Genomic DNA, 23,862 nt, shown 5'->3' with positions numbered 1-23,862 from the left:
GGGATGTAAGGCGCGCGCATGAAACTCAGCGATTTTGACTTCCACCTGCCTGACGACCTGATTGCCACGCGGCCTGCTAGCCCGCGATCCTCTGCGCGTCTGCTGGTGGCGCAGGGGGATCAGACAACGGACAGCCACGTCCTTCATCTGCCCGATTTTTTGCAACCCGGTGACAGGCTAGTGCTGAATGACACGCGCGTCATCCCGGCACGGCTTAATGGTCGCCGCCATCGGGACAGTGCCCAAGGTCCAGTGTCAGCCGGGATCGAGGCGACATTGCTGGATCCTCAGGCCGATGCAACTTGGTCAGCTCTGATCAAGCCCTTGAAAAAAGTGAAGGTTGGGGAAGAGATTGTCTTCTCGGATGACCTGAGCGCCACGCTGGACCGGGTTGAGGATGGGCAGGCCTATCTGCGGTTTAACCTGAGTGGCGAAGATTTTGATAAAGCACTGGAGCAAGCCGGGGCGATGCCGTTGCCGCCGTATATTGCGGCCAAACGTCCGGCGGATGAACAGGACAAAACCGACTATCAAACCATCTGGGCGCGTAATTCGGGTGCCGTAGCCGCGCCGACCGCTTCGCTGCATTTCGATGATGCCCTTTTGTTGGCTTTGGCCGAGCGCGGCGTGAATTTCACTCATGTAACCCTGCACGTGGGGGCAGGCACGTTCCTGCCGGTCAAAGTTGAAGACGTGACAACCCACAAGATGCACGCGGAATGGGGGCAGGTCAGCCCCGAGGCGGCAGCCGAGATTCAGGCCACCAAAGACGCAGGTGGACGGGTGATTCCAGTGGGCACCACAGCCCTGCGTCTGATCGAAAGTGCGGCCCGGTCCGGCCGCATCCAACCCTGGGAAGGGGATACGGATATTTTCATCTATCCGGGCTTCCAGTTCCATGTCACGGACGCGTTGATGACCAATTTCCACCTGCCGAAATCAACGCTGTTGATGCTGGTGTCCGCGTTGATGGGGCAAGATCGAATGTTTGATTTGTATCATCATGCAATAACACAGAAATATCGTTTCTTTTCCTACGGCGACGCGTCGCTTTTGATCCCATGAGGGGCGCGCATGAAGTATCAAAACAGTTCAATGTCGTAGACAAGCGCGACAGAAGCGGTCTTTGATCGCAGTACACAGCGCAACTTAGTTTGGCATCACTCGGAGACCCCAATGATTCAGGTTCTTTCCAGCGCGTGGGCGTTGCTGCTCGGCATGGGGTTGCTGATGGTCGGAAATGGCCTTCAGGGCACTCTTTTGGGTGTTCGCGGCGAGATCGAAGGGTTTTCGACTCTGCATATGTCTATTGTGATGTCCGCCTATTTCGTCGGCTTTCTGGGCGGCTCACGACTTGCCCCTGAAATGATCCGGCGCGTCGGCCATGTGCGGGTCTTTGCAGCGCTTGCGTCTTTCATCTCGGCCGTCATGATCATGTACCCCATGCTCACGAACCCAATCGCCTGGGCACTTGGGCGGGTGGTGATCGGCTTTTGTTTCTCGGGTGTGTATGTCACCGCAGAAAGCTGGTTGAACAACGCGGCCAGCAACGAAAACCGAGGCCAGGCCTTGTCTTTGTACATGATCGTTCAGATGACCGGAATCGTCACGGCGCAGGCCCTGTTGCTGGTGGGCGATCCGGCAGGGTACGAGACATTTGTGATCGCCTCGATCCTTGTTTCGGTTTCCTTCGCGCCGATCCTGTTGTCGATTTCACCAACACCAGCCTTTGATACAACAAAGCCTATGACACTGCGCAAACTGATGGAGACATCACCATTGGGCTGCGTCGGCATGTTCCTGCTGGGTGGAATATTTTCGGCTCAGTTCGGGATGAGCTCGGTCTACGGCGCGCAAGCCGGATTGTCGCTGGTCGAGATTTCAACCTTTGTGGCCGCGTTTTATGTTGGCTCGGTTCTGTTGCAATACCCGATTGGTTGGTTCTCGGACCGTATGGATCGCCGGATTCTGATTCTGACGGTTTCCGTCGTCGGCGGCTGCGGCGCACTGGTGGGAATGTTTTTCGGGGCGACCTTCTCAATCCTGCTGACCGGTGCATTTGTTATTGGAGGCATGACCAGCCCGCTTTATTCCCTGCTGATCGCCTACACCAACGACTATTTGGAATATGACGACATGTCTGCTGCTTCGGGCGGGCTGATCTTCATCAACGGCCTGGGCGCAATTGCCGGTCCGCTGATAACCGGTTGGCTGATGGGCAACGGCATCATGGGCCCTGCAGGTTTCTTCCTGTTTATTGCGACGCTGATGTTTGCGATGGCGTTCTACGCGCTCTACCGAATGACCCAGCGTGCTTATGTACCTGTTGACGAAACCGGAACAATTGCACCGATTATGCCGACATCGTCGCCAGTGGCTTTGGAAGTTGCGCAGGAAGTTGTGATCGAAGCAGCACAAGATGAGCAAGATACGCAAGAAGTCGCTTAAGAAACGAAAATATGTCGCAAATGTTGCAATATGTTACTGTCACAATTCTGTAAAACATTCTTAAATGACCTTACGTCCCTGGGGAGGGCAAATTACGGAGTTTAGGGCAATGGTAGGTCCTGAAGAAGTATTGAGTTTTTGGTTAGATGAAGTTGGTCCCAAGGGGTGGTATCTGCAGGATGACGCATTGGATGCGGAAATCCGAGACCGTTTCTTGTCAACTTGGGAAGCAGCGACAGAAGGCGGATTTTCGCTCTGGCTGACATATCCCAGCGGATCGCTGGCGTATATTATTCTGACAGATCAGTTTCCACGCAACATGTTCCGGGGTCAGGCCCGTGCATTTGCGACTGACCGAGCGGCTTTGGCAGCTGCCAAATGCGCGGTCGACAAGGGGTGGGACAAAAAGATCGACGAACCCGCGCGGCAGTTCTTTTATCTGCCGATGATGCACTCGGAAAATCTGTGTGATCAGGAACGTTGTGTGCGTTTGATCTGCGAAAACCTGAGCGGTGACACAAGCAATCTATTGCACGCACGGGCGCATCGCGAAGTGATCCGCAAGTTCGGTCGGTTCCCCTATCGGAACGAAGCACTGTCGCGCCATTCCACACCACATGAAGTTGCCTATGTCGACATGGGTGGTTATGGGACCACCGTACGCGAGCTTCAGGCAACCGTTTGACCGTTTGAAAATGCTGGCATGCCGCGCCTTGTTCGCGCGGCATAACCTTATGAGCCTGGTTCACACCCTTTGAAATCCAAAATGCGCTTGGACACGACGTCCGCGCCGCTATTGATGGTCTGGGCTATCAAAACCTGAGGCTCGTCTGCCAGACTGATCAACCTATCCTGTGCTGTCTGCAACTTTTGTTCCAAGGAATTTAGTCGGGCTAAGGTCGATTGGATATCCTTGGTTGTTTGACTGTCTAAACCAATTGCCTTTTTCGGCAACGCGGCTAAGTCGTCTCGTAATGCCGCAAGCTCTGTTCGAATGTTCGTTGTCTCCTCTCGGAGCGGAGCAACGACTTGCACTGTTTCAGAAAACTCCGCCGTGATGCTCTCCACCTTTGACGCCAACTGCCAGCCCAGAAACAGGCACAAGGCCACAAGGATCAACGTGGCGTTGAGCAAAGCAAGCAGCAGGTCTTTGAGTGTTTTCGCCATAGTCAGCCTCTTGAATGTCCTTTGTTAAGAAATGCCCGAACGGTGTCGACAGTTCAGTTCTAGCCATGGATCGGGCTTGGGTATAGGCTGAAATCCACGTCTTCAGGTGTGGCTTACCTCGCGTCGCTTTTGTCGCGGGGCGCGCCTGTTGATGTGTTTTGAAAAGTAGTTTAATGGTAAACTAATTTTTCAACACCTGCGCCGAGAGGGACACATGGCTGCACAATCTTATGATCTGATCGTAATCGGGGCTGGCCCCGGCGGCTATGTCGCTGCAATCCGTGCCGCCCAGTTGGGTCTGAAAACCGTCGTTGTCGAACGCGAACATCTTGGAGGCATTTGCCTGAACTGGGGTTGTATCCCCACCAAGGCATTGCTTCGCTCATCCGAAGTGTTCCATCTGATGGAACGCGCCAAGGATTTCGGCTTGAAAGCTGACAAGATTGGTTACGACCTGGATGCGGTAGTCAAAAGGTCACGGGGTGTGGCCGGACAACTTTCAGGCGGGATTGGTCATCTTCTGAAGAAGAACAAGGTCGCTGTTGTGATGGGCGAGGCCACGATCGCTGCCAAGGGCAAGGTCAGCGTCAAGACCGACAAGGGCACCGAAGAACTCACCGCCAAGAACATCATTTTGGCCACCGGCGCGCGGGCGCGGGAATTGCCGGGGCTTGAGGCGGATGGTGATCTGGTCTGGACCTACAAACATGCGCTGCAACCGCCACGTATGCCGAAGAAACTGCTGGTCATTGGGTCCGGCGCGATTGGCATCGAATTCGCCAGCTTCTACAACACGCTTGGCGCGGACACGACCGTGGTCGAAGTGATGGATCGCGTTCTGCCGGTTGAGGATGCCGAGATCAGCGCATTGGCGAAAAAGGCCTTCACCAAGCAAGGCATGACCATCATGGAAAAGGCGATGGTCAAGCAATTGGACCGGGGTAAAGGTAAAGTGACCGCTCATATCGAGGTTGAGGGCAAGGTCGAAAAGTATGATTTCGACACCGTGATTTCGGCGGTAGGCATCGTCGGTAATGTCGAAAACCTTGGCCTCGAAGCGCTGGGGGTCAAGATCGACCGCACGCATGTGGTGACGGATGAATTCTGCCGCACCGGTGTCGAAGGGCTGTACGCAATCGGTGATATCGCAGGTGCACCATGGCTGGCGCATAAGGCCAGTCACGAGGGCGTCATGGTCGCGGATCTTATCGCGGGTAAACACGCACACCCGGTCAAACCCGAGAGCATTGCAGGATGTACCTACTGCCAGCCTCAGGTCGCGTCCGTTGGCTACACCGAAGCCAAAGCCAAAGAACTGGGTTACGACATCAAGGTCGGGCGCTTCCCGTTCATCGGCAACGGCAAGGCTATTGCCCTGGGGGAACCAGAGGGGCTGATCAAAACCGTCTTTGACGCCAAGACAGGAGAGCTTCTGGGCGCACATATGATCGGCGCGGAAGTGACGGAACTGATCCAGGGCTATGTGGTTGGACGCCAGCTGGAGACCACCGAAGAAGATCTGATGAACACGGTCTTCCCGCACCCAACCTTGTCAGAGATGATGCACGAAAGCGTTCTGGACGCTTACGATCGCGTGATCCACATGTAAGGGAAGGGGGCTCTGCCCCCGCCGCGGCAAGCCGCGACTCCCCCGAGGTATTTATAGCCAGATGAAGCAGGGGATCCGCACTTCATCTGGCCGAAAATACCTCGGAGCGCGAGGCAGAGCCTCGCAAAAACACTTTACTTGTTCAAAGCATCCAGAATGCGGGCCCAGGATCGGATGCCCTTGTGAAAGCTTTTGACATCATATTTCTCGTTCGGTGAGTGAATTGCGTCATCATCGTTTGCATAACCGACCAGCATGGAATCGAGCCCGAGAACGGTGTTGAAGTACCCGACCACCGGAATAGAGCCACCCATGCCAGTAAAGACCGCCTCGCGATCCCATTCGTCAGACAAGGCGTCGCGCGCGGCTTCGAACTCTGGGCGGTCCAAATTCATGACAGAGGCTGGTGAGCCTTCAAGGTCATTGTCCCAGATCACTTTGGCGTCCGGAGACAGACGCTCCTCGACATGTTTGCGAATTTTGTCGCGCAGAGCGTCGGGATTCATGTCACCGACGAGACGGCAGGTGATTTTGCAATGTGCCTCGGATGGGATCACGGTTTTCGAACCAGCCCCGTTGTAACCGCCCCAAAGCCCGTTCACCTCAAGCGTTGGACGCGCCCATTGCTGTTCAAGTGTCGAATACCCCTTTTCGCCGTGCGGCTGGGTGTAGCCGACCGAATTTAGGTAGTCTGCTTCGTCGAAACCGCAGTTTTGCCACTGGCGGAGTTGATCCTCAGGTACTTCGTGGACGCCTTCGTAAAATCCGTCAACGGTTACGCGGCCGGTTTCGTCATCGTAGAAAGAGGCCACGATTTTCGACAGTTCCCGCAAGGGGTTTAGACCTGGGCCACCGTAGTGGCCGGAATGCAGATCGATACGGGGTCCGATGATGGTGAACTCATCCTTCAGCATACCGCGCAGTTGGGCAGCTATGGAGGGAACCCCGCGTGAGACCATCGAGGTGTCGCAGACCAGTGCTAGGTCGGCTTTGAGCTCGGCCGCGTTTTCCTTAAGGAACGGGACGAGTGATGGAGACCCCGATTCTTCCTCGCCTTCAAAGAAGAAGGTGATGCGACAGGGCAGGGATCCATGCACAGCCTTCCAAGCGCGGCAGGCTTCGACAAAAGTCATCAGTTGCCCCTTGTCGTCCGATGCGCCACGTCCACGGATAACGGGGCCGTGCTCGGTATCTTCGATTGCAGGATCAAATGGGTCGCGTGTCCACAGGTTCAGCGGATCAACCGGTTGCACATCATAGTGGCCGTAGAACAGGATATGCGGAGCGTCTGCGTCTTCTCCCACATGGCCAACAACCATGGGGTGGCCCGGCGTTTCTCGCTTTTCCGCGTCTATTCCGATACTGCGAAGGTCGTTGACCAACCAATCTGCGGCGCGGTTGACCTCGTCCTTGAACGCGGGATCGGTTGAAATGGATTGGATGCGCAATAATTCCATCAGGCGGTCGATCGAGGTTTGCAGATCATCGTCAATCCGGTTCAGCACGGTGTCTAGCGACATAGGGGGCTCCTGCTTTTCTAGGTTGGGCGAACCCTAACAGCGTGATCAGCGCCGTCCAGAGCGGTTTTGACGAAAACCAAAGTATCGTACGACGCATTGTGATGCGACTGTACCTGCGTCGTTTCCACGCGTTCGATAGCCGGAACTTTACTTGTCGTAGGGGGCACAACCTTTTATTTGATGCAAATCAAAGTTGGGTTCACCTGTTCGGCTGTAACCAGCTAAACTAAGGAACGCAAAGCCGCTGAAACACGTTACACTGTGTAGGGTGGCAAACTATTTGCCCAAGGGAAACCAATTTGGGCGCTCAAGGAGGGTCCGTTGGACTATACTGCTCAGCTCGATTCAGCGATTGCCAGGCTGCATGATGAAGGACGCTACCGGACCTTCATTGACATCGAACGTCGCAACGGACATTTCCCTCATGCAGTGCGCACGCGTTCGGATGGGTCGCAGCAGAACATCACCGTGTGGTGTGGCAACGATTACTTGGGCATGGGGCAGCACCCTGTTGTTCTGAATGCCATGCATGAGGCTGTGGACGCAGCAGGTGCAGGGTCTGGCGGGACGCGCAACATCTCAGGCACCACGGTTTACCACAAAAGGCTTGAGGCCGAGTTGGCTGATCTGCACGGCAAAGAAGCCGCGCTGTTGTTCACCAGCGCCTATATCGCCAATGATGCAACGCTCAGCACTCTGCCCAAGCTGTTCCCCGGCCTGATCATTTATTCCGACGCGCTGAACCATGCCTCGATGATCGAAGGTGTGCGCCGCAACGGCGGTTCTAAGCGGATTTTCCGGCACAATGACGTGGCGCATCTGCGTGAGTTGCTTGAAGCTGACGATCCGCAAGCGCCTAAACTGATCGCCTTCGAGTCAGTCTATTCTATGGACGGCGATTTTGGCCCGATCGAAGAGATCTGTGATTTGGCCGATGAGTTTGGCGCGCTGACCTATATCGACGAAGTGCACGCGGTTGGCATGTACGGCCCGCGTGGCGGCGGCGTGACTGAACGTGACCGTTTGGCCCATCGGATCGACATCATCAACGGAACCCTCGCCAAAGCATATGGCGTTATGGGTGGCTACATCGCCGCCAGTGCCAAGATGTGCGACGCTGTGCGCTCTTATGCGCCGGGTTTCATTTTCACAACTTCGTTGCCGCCAGCTGTTGCCGCAGGGGCTGCCGCTTCGGTTGCGCATCTGAAAACCGCGCAGGAGCTGCGTGACCAGCATCAGACTCAGGCCAAGATCCTCAAGCTGCGACTTAAAGGGATGGGTCTTCCCTTGATTGATCATGGCAGTCACATTGTGCCCGTGATCGTCGGCAACCCTGTGCATACCAAAAAGCTCAGTGATATGTTGCTGGATGATTATGGCATTTACGTGCAGCCGATCAATTTCCCGACTGTCCCGCGGGGAACCGAAAGGCTTCGGTTTACCCCGTCTCCGGTGCATGGACCCGACGAAATGAACCGTTTGGTGCAGGCGATGGACGAACTTTGGTCACATTGTGCGCTAAATCGCGCCGAACTTGCCGGTTAACCTCACGCCAAAGTGTGCAACGTGATTGCCGCGTGTTAAGCTTAGGCTAACAAAATTGGCAGACGAATCATTGTGGGGATGATTCGCCGCTAACGCGAAATACGCGACAGGCAGAATGGGGCAGCAGGGATGATTGGGCGCAGATCACAGCGCGAGTCCGAAGAAGAAGAGGACGTCAGACCAAAAGGGTTTGATGACTACGAGATTCGTCTTGGTGACAAGATGCGCGGTGAGCGCGCGACAATGGGCAAATCTCTTTTGGATGTTCAGCGCGAACTGAGGATCAAAGCCAACTACATTGCTGCAATCGAAAACGCCGACCCTGATGCGTTTGATACACCCGGCTTCATAGCCGGGTATGTGCGCTCATATGCGCGCTACTTGGGAATGAACCCGGATGAGACCTTTGCAACCTTCTGCCAGGAAAGCGGTTTTGAAGTGGCCCATGGCATGTCGGCCGAGGCATCTGTGGTCCGCAAATCCACTGGCGGTCTTCCGTCGCGCGGTCCTATGGGGCGCGACCCGTTCATCTCGCCCAATACGCCCTATATTCCGGGCAAAGAGCCGCTGGTCAGTCAGATCGAACCGCGCGCCATCGGCTCTTCGCTGGTGTTGCTGGCGGTCATTGGTGGCATCGGCTATGGCGGCTGGGCTGTTTTGAACAAAATCCAGCAGGTGCAGGTCAGCCCTGTTGAGCAAGCCCCTGTGGTCCTGTCCGACCTTGATCCACTGGATGCGGTGCGTGGTGCCGCGTCAGACGATACGGTTGAAGTGGCCAGTACCGAGGCGTTGGATCGTCTTTATCGTCCACAGGCGCTGGACGTGCCGGTTCTGGTTGCTCGTGATGCCCCGATCTCGACCCTTGACCCACGTGAGGTCGGAACTTTCCGTCCGCCCGAGTTGCCGCAGCTTGAACTGGCCAAGGTTCACACGGTCGAACGACCCGCGCTGCCGCAGGTCGTGGAACAGATTGATACGACGCTTAAAATTGTGGCTGTTGACCCGGCATGGATGCGTGTGACGGCTGCAGACGGCAGTATCATTTTCGAAGGCACCCTTGGCACGGTTGAACAAGGCAGCGTTTTTGAAGTGCCTCTGACCGAGGAGCCGCCGCAGTTGCGGGCCGGGGCCTCGGGGTCGGTCTACTTCTCTATGAACGGCGAGCATTACGGTCCGGCGGGTGCGCCGGGTACGGTTGCCAAAGGTGTCGTTTTGTCGAAAGACGCCGTGTCCGAGACGTATGCCGTAGCCGATCTTGAGGCCGAGCAGAACAGCGCTCTCAAGCAACTGGTGGCGGAACTGCAGACCGAGGCGACTGAAACGCCCGCGGAGTGATCTAGCCATTGCGACGCCCCGGTTGTCGGACTATCTAAAGGTCCAACTCTGGCAGACGCGGATCCGTCCTTATGTCCCTCAATCACGTACGCCCCTGGCGCGACATCTATCGTCGTAAATCCCGTCAAATCATGGTCGGCAACGTCCCTGTTGGGGGTGATGCACCCATTGCGGTACAGACCATGACCAATACGCTGACCACCGATGTGGCGGCCACCGTGGCGCAGGTTCAGGCCGCAGCCGAGGCTGGCGCGGATATAGTGCGCGTTTCGGTTCCGGATGAGGCGTCGTCGAAGGCGCTGAAAGAGATCGTCCGCGAAAGCCCTGTGCCGATCGTGGCAGATATTCACTTTCACTACCGCCGTGGCATCGAAGCCGCCGAGGCGGGCGCGGCCTGCCTGCGCATCAATCCGGGCAATATCGGCGATGAAACCCGCGTGAAAGAGGTCATTCAGGCCGCACGCGATCACAACTGTTCGATCCGTATCGGAGTCAACGCGGGGTCATTGGAAAAACATCTGCTTGAGAAATACGGCGAGCCATGCCCCGAGGCGATGGTTGAAAGCGGGCTGGAACATATTCGCATCCTGCAGGACAACGACTTTCACGAGTTTAAGATCAGCGTGAAGGCCAGCGACGTTTTCCTGTCTGCTGCTGCTTATCAGGGCATTGCCGAAGCCACCGACGCGCCCATTCATCTGGGCATTACGGAAGCTGGAGGTTTGGTCAGCGGCACCATCAAGTCCGCCATCGGTTTGGGTAACCTGTTGTGGATGGGGATAGGCGACACGATCCGTGTCAGCCTGTCCGCTGATCCGGTGGAAGAGGTCAAGGTCGGTTTCGAAATCCTCAAGTCACTGGGCCTGCGACATCGCGGCGTGAACATTATCTCGTGTCCATCCTGCGCCCGTCAGGGCTTCGACGTCATCAAGACCGTTGAGGCTTTGGAGCATAGGCTGGAACACATCAAGACACCCATGAGCCTGTCAATTATCGGCTGTGTCGTGAACGGCCCGGGTGAGGCGTTGATGACCGATGTGGGCTTTACCGGCGGCGGCGCAGGCTCTGGCATGGTTTACCTGGCCGGCAAGGCCAGCCACAAGATGTCAAACGATCAGATGATTGATCACATTGTCGAACAGGTCGAGAAAAAGGCAGCTGAACTGGACGCGCAGGCCGAAGCGGCCGAGTAGGCGCTTATTCGGTCAACGCTTGCCGCGCGTCTTAAATGTCATGTCCACGAAAGGGCAAAGGAATGATCGCCTATATCACCGTTGGTGTGGACGACATTGCAGCTGCAGAACAGTTTTATTCTGCTTTCCTGCCAGCCCTTGGATATAAATTGGAATGGTATCACGGCGACTTAAGCTACGCTCTTCCATCTCAGCAAGGTCAGTCTCAAGCTTTGCCGGAATTCTATGTGAAATCCCCGTTCGACGGGCATCCGGCCTCGGCAGGGAATGGCACGATGGTTGCATTCGAGGCGCAAAGTCAAAAGCAGGTTCGTGATCTTCACGCGGCGGCACTTGCCGCAGGTGGTTCCAACGAAGGCCAGCCGGGCTTTCGCGACTCCTATGGGGCTGATTTCTATGTTGGCTACCTGCGCGATCCGCAAGGAAACAAGATCGCGCTGTTTTCCAGTAATCCAAGCGAACCCGGTCGGGACGGTTAGATCAGAGGTTCCACACGCAATTTGAGGGGGCGAATGCTGTGCAGAGCCTTCGTGATCTGAAAGAATGAAGAGCTCTGCAATAATAGGCGGCGGGCTACGCCGCCCCACCATGTGTTTAGCCGCGCTCGGCGCGCACACCATCCGCGATTTGTTGCATCTGATCGGCAGGCAGGAAGCCACGCAGCATTTCGGTGCCCAGTACAAAGGACGGCGTGCCCGAAATCTGCATCCGCTGCGCCAGAGCACGGGTACGGGTGATTTCGTCCGTCACGCGGTCACTGTCCATTGCGGCGATGATCGCATCGCTGTCCAGCCCCAGACCATCCGAGATGCGGCGCAAAGACACTTCTGATGGCTCGCCGGTGAACTCCAGCAGGGCGTCATGGACCTGTTTGTAGGCTTCATTGCCCGCCACGTGCTTGGTGGCGACGGCAAAGCGCGAGGACAGGACAGACGCATCGCCCAGAATGGGGAACTCCTTGATCACCAAGCGGATATTGCCGTCTTCGGCCAACAGGCTGGCCACCTCGGGTACGGCACGGCGGCAATAACCACAGCGGTAATCCATGAATTCGACCAGCGTGATATCCCCGTCCGGGTTGCCGCCCACAAAGCTGTAGCCATCGTTGAACAGTTCTTCTTCATTGGCGGCGATCAGTTCCTTGTCGGCCAGCGCTTCGGCTGCGGCATTTCGCTGTTCAAGGATGTTGATCGCTTCGATGATCACTTCGGGGTTTTCAAGCAGATACTCTCGCACCTGCGCGCCGAATTCGGCCTTTTCGGCATCGCTCATTGCGTTCAAATCCAGCGCCTGCGCTGAAGTCGCAGCCATGGAAAGCCCCAGAAGGGCAGGTGCAGCATGTCTGAGGATCATTTCCGTTTCCTTTTGCTTTTCTTGAATCGTTCTGACGCAATCAGCACGTCTTGTGCCCTTTGCCAACCCGGCGAGCCTTCGGGCAAGCGGGCCACAGCCCGTTTTGCGTGAATTCCGGCATCATCCAGCCGTCCTTGCAGCGCATATCGCTCTGCCGTCACGGTGGATGCCATTCCGTTGTTGCCAACCTTGGCATAGGCAATGCCCAAATCCTGCATCAGGCGCGCATTGCGAAAATCGCGGGATCGGGCCTTTTCCAACGCGGTCAAGGCTTGATCGGTGTTACCCTGCGCCAGCAGCGCACGACCATATCCTGCAAGGATCAGCGCATTGTTCGGGGCCATTTCCACCGCGCTCTGATACGCTTGAACTGCTTTGCTTATTTGCCTGTTTTCCAACAGAATTTGCCCCTTGAGTTCGTAATAGTAAGGGTCATTCGGGCGAATGGCCAGCGCCTCATCTATGGCGGCGCGAGCGCGGGACAAATCGCGGTTTTGATGATGTGCCGACGCCTCTCGCATCATGCGAATGTCACGGTCGGTCTCTTCTTTGGCGCGCCGCAAAGTCCAGCTTGGAGACCGCAGAAAGGCGGAAAGCTTACCTTTGACGCGGGCGAACCAGTAATCGGCGCTGGGGTTTCGGACCGCCTTGTCACCAAACTCGTCCAGAAAGGCCTCGGCGGCACGCAGACGGTCGCGGCTTGTCGGGTGCGAGCGCATATAGGGGTCCTGATTGGCAACGCTCAGCAGCTCCTGACCGGCGAATTTCCGATGCAGTTCGACCATGCCGCTGGGCGAAATCTGGGCCCATCGCAGATAACTTGTAGCGCTTCGGTCAGCCGAGGCTTCTTCTGCGCGGGTGTGGCCCAGAAAGCTGCGAAGGGCGGCGCCCTGGGTGCCGGCGGCAATACCAAGGGCTGCTTCACCACCACCCGCAGCAGCAGCCAGCAGGGCCAGAGCGGTGCCAAAGCCGGCATTGCGCTGCGCTGCTTTCAGGTTTTCGGCCCGCCGTGCCAGATGGCCATTCGCGATATGGGCGGCTTCGTGCGCGATTACAGCCTGCAGCATTTCCGGGCTTTCGACGCTCAGGATCAGTCCGTAGTTCACGTAGATCGCGTTGTAGTCGATGACAAAGGCGTTGAACGTGTTGTCGTTGATGACCAGGATTTGAACGCGGTTGGTATTCAAACCGGCCGCGCGCAGGATGGGAAATGCCAGTTCACGCAGCCCATGCTCGATGTCGGGATCTCGGATCAGGCTTTGCGCATGGGCTTGAACCACTGCCGCAAGCCAGACGACAGCTGCAAGCATCAGAGCCGGGATTGACGCCAGCCTGGATACGCGTTCAAAAGCCATGGCTGCAACATGGGAGATGGGCATGAGAAACTCAACCCGGTCCGGGGTCGATCCGTTTATTGTGATGGACGTAATGGAGGCCGCGCGCAAAGCGGAAGAGGCCGGACGCCATATCATCCACATGGAAGTCGGCCAGCCTGGGACAGGGGCCCCCAAGGGCGCGACCGAAGCGCTGGCAAAGGCAATGGAGCAAGGCCCTTTGGGTTATACGGTGGCTTTGGGGTTGCCCGCGCTCAGGCAGCGGATCGCGCGGCTTTACGGCGATTGGTATGATGTTGACTTGAACCCGGATCGAGTGGTCATCACCCCTGGATCCTCAGGCGGGTTTCTGCTGACCTTCACGGCGTTGTTCGACAGCGGGGACCGGGTTGGTATCGGCGCGCCCGGTTATCCGTCCTACCGACAGATCCTTAAAGCGTTGGGGCTGGTGCCCGTCGATCTGCCCACTGCCCCTGAAAACAGGTTGCAGCCTGTTGCCGAGGATATTCAGGGAATGGACCTGAAGGGGCTGATGGTGGCCTCGCCCGCGAACCCAACCGGTACTATGTTGGATCATGCGTCCATGGGCGCGCTGATAGACGCGGCGCAGGGGCAGGGGGCTTCGTTCATAAGTGACGAAATCTATCACGGGCTGGAATACGAAGCCAAAGCTGTCACCGCGCTGGAGCTGACGGATGAGTGTTATGTGATCAACTCATTCTCCAAATATTTCTCGATGACAGGCTGGCGCGTCGGATGGATGGTGGTGCCAGAAGATCAGGTGCGTGTGGTTGAGCGGATTGCCCAGAACATGTTCATCTGCGCCCCCCATGCCAGCCAGGTTGCAGCGCTGGCCGCGATGGATTGCGAAGACGAGTTGCAGGCCAATCTGGACGTCTATCGCCGAAACCGGGCGCTGATGCTGGACGGGCTGCCCAAGGCCGGGTTCGCGAACATCGCTCCGCCTGATGGCGCGTTTTACGTGTATGCCGACGTGTCTGACCTGACCAATGACAGCCGTGCCTTCGCGGCCGAGGTTCTTGAAAAGGCGGGCGTTGCGGTAACTCCGGGTCTCGACTTCGATCCACAGCGCGGTCACACGACCCTGCGTTTCTCTTACGCAAGGGCCACGGCTGATATCGAAGATGGTCTTGAGCGTTTACGCCTGTTCATGGCCGCGCGTGGCGCGATCAGGGAACAGGCCTGAACCGTTCACAAAACGCAGCCAGTGGTATAGGCTGCAGTTCAAACGATCTCGGGAAAACTTGAGGCTATGAGCAGGATCTTCTTTTGCATCGCCCTGATTTGGGCGCTGGCGAGTGGTGCAGTTGCGCAGGAGTTCAGCGCGCTGGCGCGTATTCAGCCGGACCAGAGCCGCATAACAGATGTCGGGCGCACTGGCGTGCGAGTGGATATCGGCCTCAGCCAAGGTGTGCCGTACCGGATCTTCACCTTGCAGGATCCTTATCGGATGGTTTTGGATTTTAACGAGGTGGACTGGTCAGGGTTGAATTCCTCGGACTTCCTGCAATCTGATCGCATCAGCGGTGTTCAGTTCGGGGCTTATGTTCCGGGCTGGTCGCGTCTGGTGCTGGAACTGGGTGCACCGATGGCGGTCGAGACAGCGCAGTTGTCGATCGCAGAAGACTCGGGCGCGGCTTTGTTGTCCCTGAACCTTAAAGGCACGGATTTCGACACATTCAACGCTACATCAGGTGCGCCACGCAATCCGGGTTGGGATCTGCCAGAACCTGCCAACTTGCCGCAAACAGCACCCCGCAATTCTGATCGACCCCTGCGCGTCATGCTGGACCCAGGCCATGGCGGCATAGATCCGGGGGCCGAGGTTGGTGGGGTTGATGAGAAGACCCTGATGCTGACCTTCGCACGCGAGCTGCGTGAAGTACTTTTGCGTTCAGGCGGATATGAAGTGGTCCTGACGCGGGTTGAGGATCAGTTCGTGTCGCTTGAGCGTCGGATTGCTTTGGCCCACCGGGCGGGTGCAGACCTGTTCATCTCACTGCATGCCGATTCCCTGTCCGAGGGGCAGGCCCATGGTGCGGCGGTCTATACTTTGTCTGATGATGCCTCGGACGTGGCGAGTTCGAAACTGGCGGAACGGCATGATCGCGGCGACCTGCTGTCTGGCGTCGACCTCAGTGGCTCGGATGATCAAGTGGCTGACGTTTTGCTGGACCTGGCACGGCAGGAGACCAAGCCGCGCACGCTGTCCCTCGCCACATCGATTGCCAACGGTATGACGCAGCAGGGCGGTCCCATGAACCGTAAACCCCTGCGCACGGCGTCTTTTTCGGTGCTTAAAGCCGCAGATATTCCTTCGGTTCTGGTCGAGCTTGGGTTTCTTTCCAGTCCTAGAGATCTGAAAAACCTCAAGGATCCGGAATGGCGGTCGAAAATGGCTTTGGGGATTTATCAGGGGCTTGAGGATTGGCGACAGCAGGATGTGATCCGCAAATCCCTGATTGGCCAGTGACCTTGCGGCGCAAACCGGCTAGAATGCGCTTGGTGTTTTGACCCTCAGGCGGTGCATCACTATATAGACGGCACCGCGAGAAAAAGGCAGTAACGTGATCCGGTTCATTCTTTCGTTTTTCGGGGCGATTTTCAGCCTCGTCACTTTGGGTATCTTTATGGTCGCACTGGTAATCGGTGCGGTGTTCTGGATGTATGGCCGCGACCTGCCCAGCCATGAATCTCTGGCCCAGTATAAGCCGCCCACCATCAGTCGGATTTATTCGGGCAAAGGGCAGCTGATTGATGAATTCGCGCAGGAACGACGCCTGTTCACCCCGTCCGAGGACATCCCCGATCTGGTGAAACAGGCTTTCATCTCGGCCGAAGACAAAAACTTTTACACCCATCAGGGGTACGATCCGCGCGGTATTGTTGCAGCCGGTGTTGAGGCAGTGCGCACCAAGGGCGAAACCGTGCGCGGGGCATCGACGATCACGCAGCAGGTAATGAAGAACTTTCTGCTGTCAGGCGACCGCCGAGCTGAACGCAAGATCAAGGAAATCATCCTCGCCACAAGGCTTGAGGATACCTTGGACAAGGAACAGATCCTCGAACTTTACATGAACGAGATCTTTCTTGGCCAGAACTCCTATGGCGTGACTGCCGCTGCCCAGACCTATTTCAACAAGACCTTGCAGGAGTTGGCCCCGCATGAGGCCGCGATGCTGGCCGCGATGCCCAAGGCACCTTCGGATTACCACCCGGTTCGTCAAAAAGAACGGCTGTTGGCCCGCCGTAACTATGTGCTGCGTGAGATGAACCAGAACGGTTACATCGATCAGGCGACCTATGAGACCGAAGTCGAGATGCCGCTGCGTTCGGTGCAGAACGGTGACTTTGAAAGCTTCCGCACCGCTTTGCCGCCGCGGGACTATTTCACCGACGAAATCCGCCGCCAGTTGAGCGAGGATTTTGGCGAAGGCGAGTTCTTTACCGGCGGCTTTACGGTCCGTGCGTCTGTGGACGAAGAAATGCAGATCGAAGCTGCCAAAGCTCTGCGCACGGCGCTGCAGAAATACGACCGATCGCGCGGCAGGTGGCGCGGTACGGGCGAAGTGATCCCGGAAGAAGCGCTGGCGGGTGAGGCGCAGTGGCGCGAAGCTCTTTCTATCATGGAAATTCCACGCGATGTGGTGCTGCCGACCCGGTGGTATCCTGCCGTGGTTTTGGGCGTCTCTGACCAGCAACTCACGGTCGGGATCGAAAATGGACCCGCCGATGGCATTATCCCACGCTCGGACATCAAATGGATGCAGGGCGATTTTGCAGCAAACTTCAAACGCGGCGACGTGATCCTTGTGATGGCCGGGGAAGAGGGACAATGGTCTGCCCGCCAGGTGCCCGAAGTGCAGGGCGGCTTTGTTGCGATGGATGTGAACTCGGGCCGTGTTTTGGCGATGCAGGGCGGGTTCTCGTATCAGGACACCGTGTTCAACCGCGCCACGCAGGCGCAGCGTCAGCCCGGATCGTCTTTCAAACCTTTCGTCTATGCCGCCGCACTGGACAGTGGCTATAGCCCCGCAACCATAGTTGTGGACGCCCCGATTGAGGTGAACACGCCACAGGGTCTGTGGCGTCCCAAGAACTCGTCGAACAAGTTCTACGGACCGACGCCGCTGCGCACCGGGATCGAGCAGTCGCGGAACCTGATGACAATCCGTCTGGCGCAAGAGGTCACGATGCCGGTGGTTGCAGGCTATGCGGAACGCTTTGGCGTCTACGACCGGATGGGGGCATTCCTTGCCAACTCGCTGGGGTCCGAAGAGACGACGCTTTACAAGATGGTGGCTGCCTATGCGATGTTTGCCAATGGCGGTCAGCGGGTCGAACCCACTCTGGTCGACCGTATTCAGGACCGGTTCGGCAAAACCATCTATCGCCACGACGACCGCCAGTGTCTGGATTGCGATTCCACATGGATGGCCCCTGACGAATCTCCGACCCTTGTGACGGACCGCGCACAGGTGATGGATGCGATCACGGCCTATCAGTTGACCTCAATGATGACAGGCGTGGTGGATCGCGGTACCGCCGCGCGCCATGTAAACTTGCCGGTGCCGACAGCGGGCAAAACCGGCACCACCAACGAATCCAAGGATGCGTGGTTTATTGGGTTTACCTCGAACATCGTTGCTGGCTGTTACATCGGCTACGACCGACCGCGTCCGATGGGGCGGGGGGCTTACGGCGGCACGATGTGTGGCCCTGTGTTCCAAAGCTTCATGGAAAAAGCTGTCGAGAAATACGGCGGCGGCCCGTTCGAGGTGCCGGAAGGTGGTCATTTCATCAAGATCGACCGTTTCAGCGGCGCACGGCTGCCTGACGATGCCAGCGGTGACTATGTTGTTGCTGAATTCTTCCGTGATGGCGTCGATGGCTTCATCGACCGCGTCTATGACGGCGGCTTTGCGATCGGTTCGGATCTGCCCTTGTTCGAGGAAGTGCAGCGCGCAGGCGTGCAGGTTCAGACCTCGACAGGTCAGACGGTCACTGTCGGGCCCAAAGCCACGCAGGGCGACCTGAGTACTGGCGGGCTTTACTGACCAGAAAAACGCAGAAGCAGAGTCAAAAGGTCTGATTCAGGATCGTTATCGATTGCACCGTCCGATCGCCAGTAAATGGACAAGGCGCATTTGGCGGCGGCCCATTGGGCCAGCCGTTCCTTTGGTACTCTCAGCGCCTTGGAGTAGAGCGACAGGCAGGTTTCGATTTGCTGAGGATCACGCACCAAATCTGGCATTCCTTTTGGGTGGCGTAATGCATTTGCCAGCTCAAACGCCGGGTCTCCGACATACCCTTTGGCATCGAAAACCCGTGGGCCTGCATCGGTCATGATGATGTTGTCAGGGTGAAGATCCCCGTGAAGGGGAACGGACGCTGGCTGGCTATTCAATAGATGCCGGCCCATGTCCATGGCAGACAGCATGTCATTGCGCAGAAGGGCTGGGCATGTTGGCGCAAAAGCGCAATTAAATAACGGGGTGAAAACCTGGCCCAGGGGTCTCAAACCCTGAACCCGGATGGTGGGCTTTCCATGCAGATGCGCAGCAGTTTCGGCAAGGATTCTAGTGGCGTCATCGGGGCGTCCCGAACGCGCAATGTCACCCAATGACGGACCATCCAGCCATTCCATCAGAACAGCGTTCCGCTCTTCGTTGAAAATACGAACCGCACCCCGGTCTCGCCACGCATTCAACAGCGCGCTGCCGGGTGCTTCGTTGCCGCGATCCTGTGTGCGGTAGAGTTTCAATGCGGCGGGTCCGTGTTTCGATAACACTTTCCAAACCCGCACCTGACCGGTCTCGGCAACCAGCTCTGGCTGCTGCAGGTTCCATTCGTCCAGAAACTCGTCGCATGTGCTTGGCATTCGCGGCCGGCCCGTCTTGTGGTGTCTCGCACCTCTTGCTATCACGCAAGCCTGATTGAGCAAGTTGGGACAAGACCATGCGCGCCGAAACCCAGAACATCGTGGCGGAAATCGAAAAGTCGCTTGAGCTGCTGGCGCAGCGTATGGACTATGAAACCGCACCGCATCGCCTTGAGGAATTCAATGCGCGTGTCGAAGATCCGAACCTGTGGGACAACCCCGAGAACGCGCAGAAGCTGATGCGCGAACGGCAGATGCTGGTCGACGCCATCGAGACCTATGAAACCATCAAGACCGATCTCAGCGACAATATCGAGCTGATCGAATTGGGTGAGATGGAAGAGGATGAAGAGGTCGTGCAGGACGCCGAAGCTGCGATCAAAGCACTACAGGGCAAAGCCGCCAAGAAAGAGCTTGAAGCGCTGCTGGACGGTGAGGCCGACAGCAACGACACGTTCCTTGAAATCAACTCGGGCGCGGGTGGAACCGAAAGTTGTGACTGGGCTTCGATGCTGGCGCGGATGTACGTTCGCTGGGCCGAGAAAAAGGGCTATACGGTCGAGCTTCAATCCGAGACCGCAGGCGAAGAGGCGGGCATTAAATCTGCCGCTTACAAGATTTCGGGCCACAACGCCTATGGCTGGCTGAAATCGGAAAGCGGTGTACACCGGCTTGTGCGGATTTCGCCTTTTGACTCGGCGGCGAAGCGCCATACCTCATTCAGCTCGGTCTGGGTCTATCCAGTGGTGGACGACAATATCGAGATCGAGGTGAACCCGGCCGACATCCGCATCGACACCTACCGGTCCTCCGGCGCAGGTGGTCAGCACGTCAACACCACGGACTCGGCGGTACGGATCACGCATATTCCAACCGGGATTGTGGTGACTTCATCCGAGAAGTCGCAGCACCAGAACCGTGACATTGCCATGAAGGCCCTGAAATCGCGCTTGTATCAACAGGAACTGGACCGTCGGAACGCGGATATCAACGCCGCGCATGAGGCCAAAGGCGATGCAGGCTGGGGTAACCAGATCCGGTCCTACGTCTTGCAGCCGTACCAGATGGTGAAGGATCTGCGCACCAACCACGAAACTTCGGATACCAAGGGCGTGTTGGATGGTGATCTGGACGGGTTCATGGCGGCGACTCTGGCTCTGAACGTTGCAGGCAAAAGCCGGTCCGAGGCGCAGGGCGACAGCTAAGGTGCATAGCCAGATCGCTTTTCTGAACGTGCTGAAAAGGTACTGGCGGCGTATCCTGATTACATGATTGGTCTTTCTTCTTTGCAGCACAACTGTTGTGCGGCAGCTGAAGATTTTGATTCTTTTTCTGAATGAGTTGGCCCATGCCGTTTCAATCCTGTTGACCGGTAGCGAGGTCGAGAAAAGATACATTTAGACAGTGGGTTTAAATGAGCTGAACCGCTCGCTAGGCTGTTGAAGACCAACAACAGAATGGCATGCAATGGACCTGACTCGGATATCGGCCGCAGAGCTTGTGAAACAACTGGCAACCCGACAGGTTTCAGCCACCGATGTAATGCGTGCCACCCTGGATCGCATCGCTAAGGTGAATGGCGATGTGAACGCTATAGTAGCGTTACGGGAAGAGAGTGCGTTGATGGCCGAGGCACAGAGATGCGATAGCGGTCCAATCACTGGCCCGCTGCACGGTCTGCCAATTGCGGTCAAGGATTTGGTCAATGTGGCAGGCGTGGTCTCGTCTCATGGATCGCCTTTGTTCAAGGACGTCGTGCCGGACAGCGACGATTTGATTGCCGCCCGGATGCGGGATGCGGGGGCTATACTTATCGGAAAAACCAACACGCCGGAATTCGGATTGGGATCGCACACATTCAACCCGGTCTATGGTGCGACGCGCAATCCGTATAACGCCGACCATACCTGCGGAGGATCGTCCGGTGGGGCGGCGGTGGCCCTGGCCACGGGAATGGTGGCGCTTGCAGACGGGTCCGACATGATGGGCAGTCTGCGTAACCCAGCGGCCTGGAACAATGTCTACGGCTTTCGCCCAAGCTGGGGCAGGGTGCCGTCTGATCCTGTCGGCGACAGCTTTCTGCATCAACTGTCCACACTTGGCCCCATGGCCCGCAGCCCCGAGGATTTGGGCATCTTGCTTGACGTTATCTCGGGGCCAGACCCGCGCCTGCCCTTGGCCTCTGATAGCGTTCCGGTGTCACCGGTGGAAATTGCAGATTTGCAGGGTCTGCGGATTGGTTGGCTTGGGGATTGGGGCGGGGCGTTCCCGACCGAGCCTGGAATTCTCGACCTGTGCAAAGATGCTTTGACCGTGTTTGAAAGCCTTGGCGCTGATGTGCAAGAAGTTGATCCGCCCTTCGATGCAGAACAACTTTGGACCAGTTGGATCACGCTGCGGTCGTTCAGCGTGGCGGCGGGGCTGGAGCCCTTGGCCTCGCAAAGGGATCATCTGAAAGATACGGCTCAATGGGAACTGGATCGTGGTCTGGCGATGTGTGCAATGGAGGTGCAGCACGTCAGCGTCATCCGCTCGGATTGGTTCCGGCGCGCTGCAGACCTGTTCAAACAGTTTGACGCATTGGTTCTGCCATCCGCGCAGGTCTGGCCCTTTGGGGTCGAGATACCGTACCCGACCAGTATCGCGGGCCGGACAATGGACACCTATCACCGATGGATGCACGTCACGGTGCCTGTCAGTCTGATCGGTTTGCCTTGTCTGGCCGCACCTGCGGGTTTCGGTTCAAACGGACTGCCGATGGGGTTTCAGCTGTTCGGTCCACGGGGCGCGGATCACAAACTATTGTCGGTTGGGGCGGCCTATCACGCCGAAACCAACTGGCCAAGCAAGAGACCGGCGAGGCCATAACGCCGGATCGGGAGGAGGAGACAACATGGATAAGCCTTTTGGTGTGCCGGAAATGAGACCGGTGGATACCGCCATGCTGCGCACGGCATTGCAGCGCGCTTGGACTGATTTTCGCCGCGCACCGCTATTCGGGCTGATCTTTGCTGGCTTTTACGTGCTGGCGGGCTGGGCCATGGCGTGGGTGACTGTGCAGACCGGAACAACCTTTTGGCTGGTTCTTGCGGCCATCGGGTTTCCGTTGATCGGACCTTTCGCAGCGGTCGGGCTTTATGAGGTCTCGCACCGGCTTGAGCAGGGTGAGTCCTTGGATTTTGGTGCGATCTTTGGCGTGGTACTGCAGCAAAGCCGCAGGCAGTTGCCTTCGATCTGTGCAATCATCGTTGTCGTCTTCCTGTTTTGGTTCTTTCTCGGGCACATGATCTTTGCTCTGTTTCTGGGCCTGGCCACGATGACAAACATATCGACGTCGACCGAGGTGTTCCTGACGTTGAACGGCCTGACCATGCTGGCCGTGGGTACGGTCGTCGGGGCGGTCTTTGCCACCATTTTGTACATGATCACCGTTCTTTCGATCCCATTGCTGCTGGATCGCGAGCTGGATTTCGTGACCGCCATGATCACAAGTTTTTCTTACGTGAAAGAAAATCTGTTTGTGATGCTTGGCTGGGGGGCCTTGGTCGCGATTTTGACATTCATCGCGATGGTGCCCTGGTTTTTGGGGTTGTTGATCGTTTTGCCAGTGCTTGGCCACGCCAGCTGGCATCTTTATCGGCAGATTACACAGGTCGATCCCGCGCAGACACCCACAACTGCGGCAGGTTAGAACTGCTGTGTAAGATTGTTCGTGGACAGGCGCGCAGCGGCAAAAATAGCTGCAGAGTCGTACCCCAGGTACTTGAGAACGACCGGTTCCGGGTTGGATGTATCCGCGGAATTAACCACCGATCCGCGCCAATGAACCGCAGTTCCGTTTTGATCGGGTGAGATCAGGTAGACCCGGCTGTTGTGGCCGCCCCGTTGGGATGTCAGCATATAAACGGTATCGCCGCTACAGGCGGCGATACCTTGGATTTCACGGTCTTGCGGTGTGGCATCTGGCATGGCAGTGCGTGATACATAGCCCCGTATCAAAGTGCACTGGGCCAGCGGTCGTGCGTGCAACAAGGTCATGCGGTGTGTATCCGAAAGGCTTTCGATGACGGCATAAAACCCAAGTGGAAAGGCGGACTTCCCGATCGCCTCTGCACCCGAACCCAGAAACTCAGTCAGAGTTTTGGTGGCCGGGTGGTTTTCTGATTTCTCGATCTCGTCCAAGGGCTGGAGAAGAATTCGGGCATCTACGTCGAAAAAGCGACAAATCCGATCCAGAACATCCGGGCGAGGAACGCTTTCGCCAGAAAGATATCTGTTAAACTGCGTGCGGTTCACCCCGAGCTTGCGGCACAGGGCTGAGACCGAGCGATGCTGCTGCGCCAAACGCCGAAGGTTCTCGCTGAACATCGCACGTAACACTTCAGGGCTGCGGGTATCGTCAGTCATGGCCTTCCACGTATTGCTGTGTCTTCGAATGAAACCCATTGAACACCGA

20 protein-coding genes are annotated in these 23,862 nt (G+C 57.0%); 14 read left to right on the top strand and 6 right to left on the bottom strand.

Annotated features, from left to right (window positions below; translation table 11 throughout):
* The first annotated feature begins 18 nt into the window (after positions 1-18).
* The 3 genes from queA to GS632_RS06600 all read left to right on the top strand — a co-directional run bounded on the left by queA (position 19) and on the right by GS632_RS06600 (position 3,133).
* Positions 19-1,065 (top strand): tRNA preQ1(34) S-adenosylmethionine ribosyltransferase-isomerase QueA, encoded by a 1,047-nt coding sequence (gene queA / locus GS632_RS06610; protein WP_171234486.1) that lies wholly within the window; start codon positions 19-21, stop codon positions 1,063-1,065.
* Between the two features lie 111 nt (positions 1,066-1,176).
* Positions 1,177-2,448, top strand: a complete 1,272-nt coding sequence (locus GS632_RS06605) for an MFS transporter (protein ID WP_171179682.1) — start codon at positions 1,177-1,179, stop codon at positions 2,446-2,448.
* Between the two features lie 109 nt (positions 2,449-2,557).
* On the top strand, positions 2,558-3,133 hold the full coding sequence (locus GS632_RS06600; protein WP_171237762.1) for a DUF924 family protein: 576 nt from the start codon (positions 2,558-2,560) through the stop codon (positions 3,131-3,133).
* Positions 3,134-3,180: 47 nt separating this feature from the next.
* Here GS632_RS06600 and GS632_RS06595 read toward each other — a convergent pair whose 3' ends face one another.
* Positions 3,181-3,615, bottom strand: coding sequence for a hypothetical protein (locus GS632_RS06595; protein WP_171179686.1), 435 nt, complete (start codon positions 3,613-3,615; stop codon positions 3,181-3,183).
* A 214-nt stretch (positions 3,616-3,829) separates the two neighbouring features.
* Here GS632_RS06595 and lpdA point away from each other — a divergent pair, with 214 nt between their 5' ends.
* Positions 3,830-5,224 carry a dihydrolipoyl dehydrogenase gene (gene lpdA / locus GS632_RS06590; RefSeq protein WP_171179688.1) on the top strand — a complete coding sequence of 465 codons (1,395 nt, stop codon included), beginning with the start codon at positions 3,830-3,832 and terminating at the stop codon, positions 5,222-5,224.
* A 134-nt stretch (positions 5,225-5,358) separates the two neighbouring features.
* On the opposite strand, the gene GS632_RS06585 is transcribed toward lpdA, so the two are convergent.
* Entirely contained in the window at positions 5,359-6,744 is a 1,386-nt protein-coding gene (locus GS632_RS06585; protein ID WP_171237761.1) for a dipeptidase, read from the bottom strand.
* Between the two features lie 321 nt (positions 6,745-7,065).
* On the opposite strand from GS632_RS06585, the gene hemA reads away from it, so the two are divergent.
* From hemA to GS632_RS06565, 4 genes are all read left to right on the top strand, one after another.
* On the top strand, positions 7,066-8,289 hold the full coding sequence (hemA, locus tag GS632_RS06580) for a 5-aminolevulinate synthase (protein ID WP_171721479.1): 1,224 nt from the start codon (positions 7,066-7,068) through the stop codon (positions 8,287-8,289).
* 129 nt (positions 8,290-8,418) lie between these two features.
* On the top strand, positions 8,419-9,624 hold the full coding sequence (locus GS632_RS06575; protein ID WP_171721478.1) for a helix-turn-helix domain-containing protein: 1,206 nt from the start codon (positions 8,419-8,421) through the stop codon (positions 9,622-9,624).
* Between the two features lie 71 nt (positions 9,625-9,695).
* On the top strand, positions 9,696-10,817 hold the full coding sequence (gene ispG, locus GS632_RS06570; RefSeq protein WP_171234480.1) for a flavodoxin-dependent (E)-4-hydroxy-3-methylbut-2-enyl-diphosphate synthase: 1,122 nt from the start codon (positions 9,696-9,698) through the stop codon (positions 10,815-10,817).
* Positions 10,818-10,879: 62 nt separating this feature from the next.
* A complete protein-coding gene (locus GS632_RS06565) occupies positions 10,880-11,296 on the top strand; it encodes a VOC family protein (protein ID WP_171234479.1) in 417 nt (138 codons plus the stop codon).
* A 115-nt stretch (positions 11,297-11,411) separates the two neighbouring features.
* Here the strand turns inward: GS632_RS06565 and GS632_RS06560 are convergent, their stop codons facing one another.
* Together GS632_RS06560 and GS632_RS06555 are read right to left on the bottom strand one after the other, a co-directional pair.
* Positions 11,412-12,170 (bottom strand): DsbA family protein, encoded by a 759-nt coding sequence (locus tag GS632_RS06560; protein WP_171179700.1) that lies wholly within the window; start codon positions 12,168-12,170, stop codon positions 11,412-11,414.
* Positions 12,167-13,549 carry a M48 family metalloprotease gene (locus tag GS632_RS06555; RefSeq protein ID WP_171237760.1) on the bottom strand — a complete coding sequence of 461 codons (1,383 nt, stop codon included), beginning with the start codon at positions 13,547-13,549 and terminating at the stop codon, positions 12,167-12,169. Before GS632_RS06555 ends, GS632_RS06560 begins: the two co-directional genes overlap by 4 nt.
* Here GS632_RS06555 and GS632_RS06550 point away from each other — a divergent pair.
* The 3 genes from GS632_RS06550 (at position 13,548) to GS632_RS06540 (ending at position 18,582) form a co-directional block, all read left to right on the top strand.
* Complete coding sequence (locus GS632_RS06550; protein WP_171237759.1) at positions 13,548-14,711, top strand: pyridoxal phosphate-dependent aminotransferase; 1,164 nt, start codon at positions 13,548-13,550, stop codon at positions 14,709-14,711. The two genes, GS632_RS06555 and GS632_RS06550, sit on opposite strands and share 2 nt — an antisense overlap.
* 66 nt (positions 14,712-14,777) lie before the next feature.
* Entirely contained in the window at positions 14,778-15,998 is a 1,221-nt protein-coding gene (locus GS632_RS06545) for an N-acetylmuramoyl-L-alanine amidase (RefSeq protein ID WP_171237758.1), read from the top strand.
* Between the two features lie 94 nt (positions 15,999-16,092).
* A complete protein-coding gene (locus tag GS632_RS06540) occupies positions 16,093-18,582 on the top strand; it encodes a PBP1A family penicillin-binding protein (RefSeq protein ID WP_171234475.1) in 2,490 nt (829 codons plus the stop codon).
* Here GS632_RS06540 and GS632_RS06535 read toward each other — a convergent pair.
* On the bottom strand, positions 18,576-19,406 hold the full coding sequence (locus GS632_RS06535; RefSeq protein ID WP_171237757.1) for an aminoglycoside phosphotransferase family protein: 831 nt from the start codon (positions 19,404-19,406) through the stop codon (positions 18,576-18,578). The genes GS632_RS06540 and GS632_RS06535 overlap by 7 nt on opposite strands.
* A gap of 77 nt (positions 19,407-19,483) precedes the next feature.
* On the opposite strand from GS632_RS06535, the gene prfB reads away from it, so the two are divergent.
* The 3 genes from prfB to GS632_RS06520 all read left to right on the top strand — a co-directional run bounded on the left by prfB (position 19,484) and on the right by GS632_RS06520 (position 23,097).
* Entirely contained in the window at positions 19,484-20,611 is a 1,128-nt protein-coding gene (gene prfB / locus GS632_RS06530) for a peptide chain release factor 2 (protein ID WP_171090621.1), read from the top strand.
* Positions 20,612-20,873: 262 nt separating this feature from the next.
* Positions 20,874-22,274, top strand: a complete 1,401-nt coding sequence (locus GS632_RS06525; RefSeq protein WP_171237756.1) for an amidase — start codon at positions 20,874-20,876, stop codon at positions 22,272-22,274.
* Positions 22,275-22,299: 25 nt separating this feature from the next.
* Positions 22,300-23,097, top strand: a complete 798-nt coding sequence (locus GS632_RS06520; protein WP_171237755.1) for a DUF2189 domain-containing protein — start codon at positions 22,300-22,302, stop codon at positions 23,095-23,097.
* Here the strand turns inward: GS632_RS06520 and GS632_RS06515 are convergent.
* Complete coding sequence (locus GS632_RS06515) at positions 23,094-23,813, bottom strand: helix-turn-helix domain-containing protein (RefSeq protein WP_171237754.1); 720 nt, start codon at positions 23,811-23,813, stop codon at positions 23,094-23,096. The genes GS632_RS06520 and GS632_RS06515 overlap by 4 nt on opposite strands.
* Positions 23,814-23,862 lie beyond the last annotated feature (49 nt).

This window comes from Ruegeria sp. HKCCD7296 (assembly GCF_013110775.1).
Lineage (GTDB): Bacteria > Pseudomonadota > Alphaproteobacteria > Rhodobacterales > Rhodobacteraceae > Ruegeria.
Note: the sequence above shows the minus strand (reverse complement) of the source record. Positions and strands in the feature narration are given on the sequence as shown.

Excerpts from the sequence above, each read along its gene's own strand:
- queA (WP_171234486.1), top strand. The coding sequence starts at position 19 with ATGAAACTCAGCGATTTTGACTTCCACCTGCCTGACGACCTGATTGCC.
- lpdA (WP_171179688.1), top strand. The coding sequence starts at position 3,830 with ATGGCTGCACAATCTTATGATCTGATCGTAATCGGGGCTGGCCCCGGC.
- GS632_RS06600 (WP_171237762.1), top strand. The coding sequence starts at position 2,558 with ATGGTAGGTCCTGAAGAAGTATTGAGTTTTTGGTTAGATGAAGTTGGT.
- GS632_RS06520 (WP_171237755.1), top strand. The coding sequence starts at position 22,300 with ATGGATAAGCCTTTTGGTGTGCCGGAAATGAGACCGGTGGATACCGCC.
- GS632_RS06575 (WP_171721478.1), top strand. The coding sequence starts at position 8,419 with ATGATTGGGCGCAGATCACAGCGCGAGTCCGAAGAAGAAGAGGACGTC.
- GS632_RS06560 (WP_171179700.1), bottom strand. The coding sequence starts at position 12,170 with ATGATCCTCAGACATGCTGCACCTGCCCTTCTGGGGCTTTCCATGGCT.
- GS632_RS06550 (WP_171237759.1), top strand. The coding sequence starts at position 13,548 with ATGAGAAACTCAACCCGGTCCGGGGTCGATCCGTTTATTGTGATGGAC.
- GS632_RS06525 (WP_171237756.1), top strand. The coding sequence starts at position 20,874 with ATGGACCTGACTCGGATATCGGCCGCAGAGCTTGTGAAACAACTGGCA.
- GS632_RS06585 (WP_171237761.1), bottom strand. The coding sequence starts at position 6,744 with ATGTCGCTAGACACCGTGCTGAACCGGATTGACGATGATCTGCAAACC.
- GS632_RS06595 (WP_171179686.1), bottom strand. The coding sequence starts at position 3,615 with ATGGCGAAAACACTCAAAGACCTGCTGCTTGCTTTGCTCAACGCCACG.
- GS632_RS06545 (WP_171237758.1), top strand. The coding sequence starts at position 14,778 with ATGAGCAGGATCTTCTTTTGCATCGCCCTGATTTGGGCGCTGGCGAGT.
- prfB (WP_171090621.1), top strand. The coding sequence starts at position 19,484 with ATGCGCGCCGAAACCCAGAACATCGTGGCGGAAATCGAAAAGTCGCTT.
- GS632_RS06555 (WP_171237760.1), bottom strand. The coding sequence starts at position 13,549 with ATGCCCATCTCCCATGTTGCAGCCATGGCTTTTGAACGCGTATCCAGG.
- GS632_RS06515 (WP_171237754.1), bottom strand. The coding sequence starts at position 23,813 with ATGACTGACGATACCCGCAGCCCTGAAGTGTTACGTGCGATGTTCAGC.
- ispG (WP_171234480.1), top strand. The coding sequence starts at position 9,696 with ATGTCCCTCAATCACGTACGCCCCTGGCGCGACATCTATCGTCGTAAA.
- GS632_RS06565 (WP_171234479.1), top strand. The coding sequence starts at position 10,880 with ATGATCGCCTATATCACCGTTGGTGTGGACGACATTGCAGCTGCAGAA.
- GS632_RS06605 (WP_171179682.1), top strand. The coding sequence starts at position 1,177 with ATGATTCAGGTTCTTTCCAGCGCGTGGGCGTTGCTGCTCGGCATGGGG.
- GS632_RS06535 (WP_171237757.1), bottom strand. The coding sequence starts at position 19,406 with ATGCCAAGCACATGCGACGAGTTTCTGGACGAATGGAACCTGCAGCAG.